The organism is Kocuria tytonicola (genome assembly GCF_003687455.1).
Lineage (GTDB): Bacteria > Actinomycetota > Actinomycetes > Actinomycetales > Micrococcaceae > Kocuria > Kocuria tytonicola.
The window spans coordinates 1-3548 of record NZ_PHOA01000152.1 but is presented as its reverse complement, the minus strand read 5'-3'; the positions used below and the strand labels follow the sequence as shown (position 1 = coordinate 3548).

Annotated in this window: 5 protein-coding genes; 4 read left to right on the top strand and 1 reads right to left on the bottom strand. The window is 71.3% G+C overall.

Annotated elements, in window-relative coordinates; all coding sequences use genetic code 11:
* On the bottom strand, positions 1-344 hold a 344-nt coding region (locus CWC38_RS11280), incomplete at its 3' end, for a TSUP family transporter (protein WP_165860412.1).
* A gap of 160 nt (positions 345-504) precedes the next feature.
* Between CWC38_RS11280 and CWC38_RS11275 the strand changes: the two genes are divergently transcribed.
* The 4 genes from CWC38_RS11275 to CWC38_RS11265 all read left to right on the top strand — a co-directional run bounded on the left by CWC38_RS11275 (position 505) and on the right by CWC38_RS11265 (position 3478).
* A complete protein-coding gene (locus CWC38_RS11275) occupies positions 505-1104 on the top strand; it encodes a class I SAM-dependent methyltransferase (RefSeq protein WP_121846814.1) in 600 nt (199 codons plus the stop codon).
* A gap of 74 nt (positions 1105-1178) precedes the next feature.
* Complete coding sequence (locus CWC38_RS11270; protein ID WP_121846813.1) at positions 1179-2270, top strand: DUF808 domain-containing protein; 1092 nt, start codon at positions 1179-1181, stop codon at positions 2268-2270.
* A 43-nt stretch (positions 2271-2313) separates the two neighbouring features.
* Positions 2314-2592, top strand: a complete 279-nt coding sequence (locus tag CWC38_RS12160) for a hypothetical protein (protein WP_165860411.1) — start codon at positions 2314-2316, stop codon at positions 2590-2592.
* A gap of 61 nt (positions 2593-2653) precedes the next feature.
* Positions 2654-3478 carry an arylamine N-acetyltransferase family protein gene (locus tag CWC38_RS11265; protein ID WP_165860410.1) on the top strand — a complete coding sequence of 275 codons (825 nt, stop codon included), beginning with the start codon at positions 2654-2656 and terminating at the stop codon, positions 3476-3478.
* Positions 3479-3548: the final 70 nt, after the last annotated feature.

The window sequence follows — 3548 nt, the reverse complement described above, 5'->3', positions numbered from 1 at the left end:
GGGGAGAACTTGGTGATCGCGAGCCCGGCGAGCACCACCAGACCCACGGCCACCTGCAGCCACCCGGCGGGCACCACCCGCACCACGAAGGCACCCGCCACGATGCCCGGCACCGCGGCGGCCACGAGGACGGCGGCGTGGCGCCACTCCACGAGCCTCCGCACGGACAGGGTGATGAGGAGGCCCGAGCACGTGGTGGCCGCGTTGGTGGCGAGGACCCCCGCGCCGGGGCCCATGAGGAGGGACAGCACCGGCGCCACCACCAGGCCCACGCCTGTGCCGGACACCCGTTGCAGCACGGTGCCCACGAGGACCGCGGTCAGCGCCAGCAGCAGGACGGTCACGGGTGCTCCTCGTGGATGCGCAGTGGGAAATGTGGTGCGGGTGTCTTGTACCCGCCCACCAGGGCCTTACCCTCGGCGCCGGGCGCACCGGTGCCTGCGGGACGGACGAGGATGGGGCTGCGTTCATGGTGCCAGATCCCGGGCCCCGTAGCCTGGGGGCATGGTGGAGCAGAGCAAGTGGATGGCCCAGGTGGAGCGCAATCCCGGGCACTCGCAGTGGTACATCGACAGGTTCAGGACCATGGCGGAACGGGGCGAGGACGTGGTGGGCGAGGCCCGCCTGGTGGACGCCATGGTGCCGCGCGGCGCCCGGATCCTGGACGCCGGGTGCGGTGCCGGGCGGCTCTCCGGGTACCTGCACACCGCCGGGCACCGCGTGGTGGGCGTGGACGTGGACCCCGCGCTCGTTCGGGCCGCCCGCGAGGACCATCCCGGCCCCGACTACCGCACCGCCGACCTGGCCACCCTGCCGGAGCTCGAGCTGGGCGCGCCGTTCGACGTGATCCTCTGCGCCGGGAACGTGGTCACGTTCCTCGCGGAGAGCACCCGCCGGGACGTGCTGTGCGGGTTCCGCGAGCACCTCGTCCCGGGCGGCCGCGCGGTGGTGGGCTTCGGCGCGGGCCGCGGCTACGCCGTCGGGGACTTCCTCGCCGACGCCGCCGCGGCGGGTCTCACGCCCCAGCTCACCCTGGCGGGCTGGGACCTGCGGCCGTGGCACGAGGGCAGTGACTTCCTGGTGGCGGTGCTGGGGACGGCCTGAGCCCGTAATCTTGTGCGTGCTGATCCCTCGGGCCGACCACGGGGAGAGCTGACCACCGGGAAAGAGGTACTCGCATGTCCGCTGGACTTGCCGCACTGCTGGACGACATCGCCGCGCTGGCCAAGCTCACGGCCGCGAGCGTGGACGACGTCGCTGGGGCCGCCGGGCGCGCGAGCGCCAAGGCTGCGGGCGTGGTGGTGGACGACGCCGCCGTCGCCCCCCGGTTCGTGGAGGGGGTCACGCCCAACCGCGAGCTGCCGATCATCAAGAAGATCACCATCGGGTCGCTGATCAACAAGATCGTCATCATCCTGCCGGTGGCTCTGCTGCTGAGCCAGTTCGCACCCTGGGCCCTCACCCCCCTGCTCATGCTGGGCGGCACCTACCTGTGCTTCGAGGGGGCGGAGAAGATCATCGAGCACTTCTCGCCAGGGGAGCACGGGGAGGACAAGCCTGCTCCGGACCGCGGCCCGGAGGCGGAGAAGAAGATCGTCTCGGGTGCCGTGCGCACGGACCTCATCCTGAGCGCGGAGATCATGGTGATCTCGCTCAACGAGGTGTCCCACGAGCCGTTGCTGGCCCGCACGGTCATCCTCATCGCGGTGGCCATCCTCATCACCATCGGCGTGTACGGCGTGGTGGGTCTCATCGTGAAGATGGACGACATCGGGGTGGCCATGGCCCGCAAGGACTCCGCGGGCGCCCAGAAGTTCGGCCTGGGGCTGGTGAAGGCCATGCCCAAGGTGCTCGCCGTGATCTCCGTGGTGGGGGTCATCGCCATGCTCTGGGTGGGTGGGCACATCATCCTCACCGGCATGGCGAACCTGGGCTTCGGCCTGCCCTACGAGTGGGTGCACCACCTCAGCGAGGGCGTCCACCACGTTCCGGCCGTGGGCGCCGCTCTGGCCTGGCTCGTGGAGACGTTCTTCTCGTTCGTGCTGGGTCTCGCGTGGGGCGCAGTGGTCGTGGGCATCGTCCACGTGCTGCCCTTCGGGAAGAAGCACGAGGGCGAGGCAGCCGAGGGCGGGAGCGGCGTCGAGCCCGGGCGCAAGACCGCGCCCGCTGGGGCCGAGAGCACCGTGCCGACGGCAGGTGCGACACCGAACGCCGAACACCACGCAGAAGGTGGCGGATCCACCGCAGCGACGAGCCCGGACAAGGGCTGATCTGCGAGGCGGGCGTCGAAACCCGCAGACGAAGGAGGATGCCGTGAACGACAACCAGCGCAGTGGATCGCGCGGATGGCTGCTCGCCTCCTGCGCGTCGATCCCGCTGGTCGTGCTGCTGACCTTCGCGCTGCTCGACTGGGACGGCACAGGGACACCGCGGCCGTTCGTGATGTTCTTCCTTCCTGCCCTCGTGGGAGTGCTCGGAGGACTGGCCGGTGCCAAGGCCGGGCACCCGGCCCTGGCGGTGTGCGTGGGGCTGCTCGGGATCGTTGCGGTGCCGACGGCCCTGCAGATGGTGTTGCTGGTCGAGGGGCCGTGACGTCGGGGGAGGCGCGCGCACGGAGCGCGGCGAACGGCCAGTGGACTGTCTGGAGAACACCGTGAACGGCAGCGACGCATCGGAATGGCGGATTGCGGACATCGACGTCCCCGCCTACCTCGCCGCCCTGGGCATCGAGGCGGAGGCACCAAGCCTCGACCTGCTGGAACGTCTGCACCGCGCGCACGTTCTCACGTTCCCCTTCAGCAACGTGGAGGTGCTGCTCGGCCACCACCCGGGGGTGGCTCCGGCCACGGTCTTCGACCAGCTCGTGACGCGCCGTCGCGGTGGGTACTGCTTCGAGCACGCGCAGCTCTTCGCCGCCGCACTGGAGGCACTGGGCTCCACGGTGCGTCGCGCCCTGGGCCGTGTGCGGTCCCTGCAGAGCGCGCGAAGCCACATGACCGTCCTGGTGGACCTCGCGGGCGTGCGGTACCTGTGCGATCCCGGCTTCGGGTTCAGCATCACCGGGCCCGTCCCGCTGCACGACGGCGCTCGCCGCGTGGACACGGGCCAGGCCTTCACCGTGGGCCGGGTCCTGGACGAGGGCTGGCCGCTGTGGTCCCTGTCCCGCAACGGCTCGCTGGAGCACGTCCTGGACGAGTCCACGGTGCACCCGGCGGACGTGCGGATGGGCCACCTCATGACCTCCACGGCGGAGGACTCCGTGTTCCGTCACCACCTCATGGTCATGCGCCACACACCCGAGGGGCACGTGACGGTCACGGAGCGCGGCGTGACGGAACGGGCGGCCGGGCAGCGCACCAGTCAGCAGGACCTCACCGCCTCCGAGGTGGTGGGCCGGGTCCGCGACCTGGGGGTGTCGCTCTCGGAGGGCGAGGCGGAGCGGCTCACCTCGGTGGGGCGGGGTCTGCGGAACCAGTGAGATGATCGTGGCGAGGCCGGTCCCCTTCCCCCCCCGGGGTGCCCGGCTTTCGCCGTGTCCGGAACGGAGC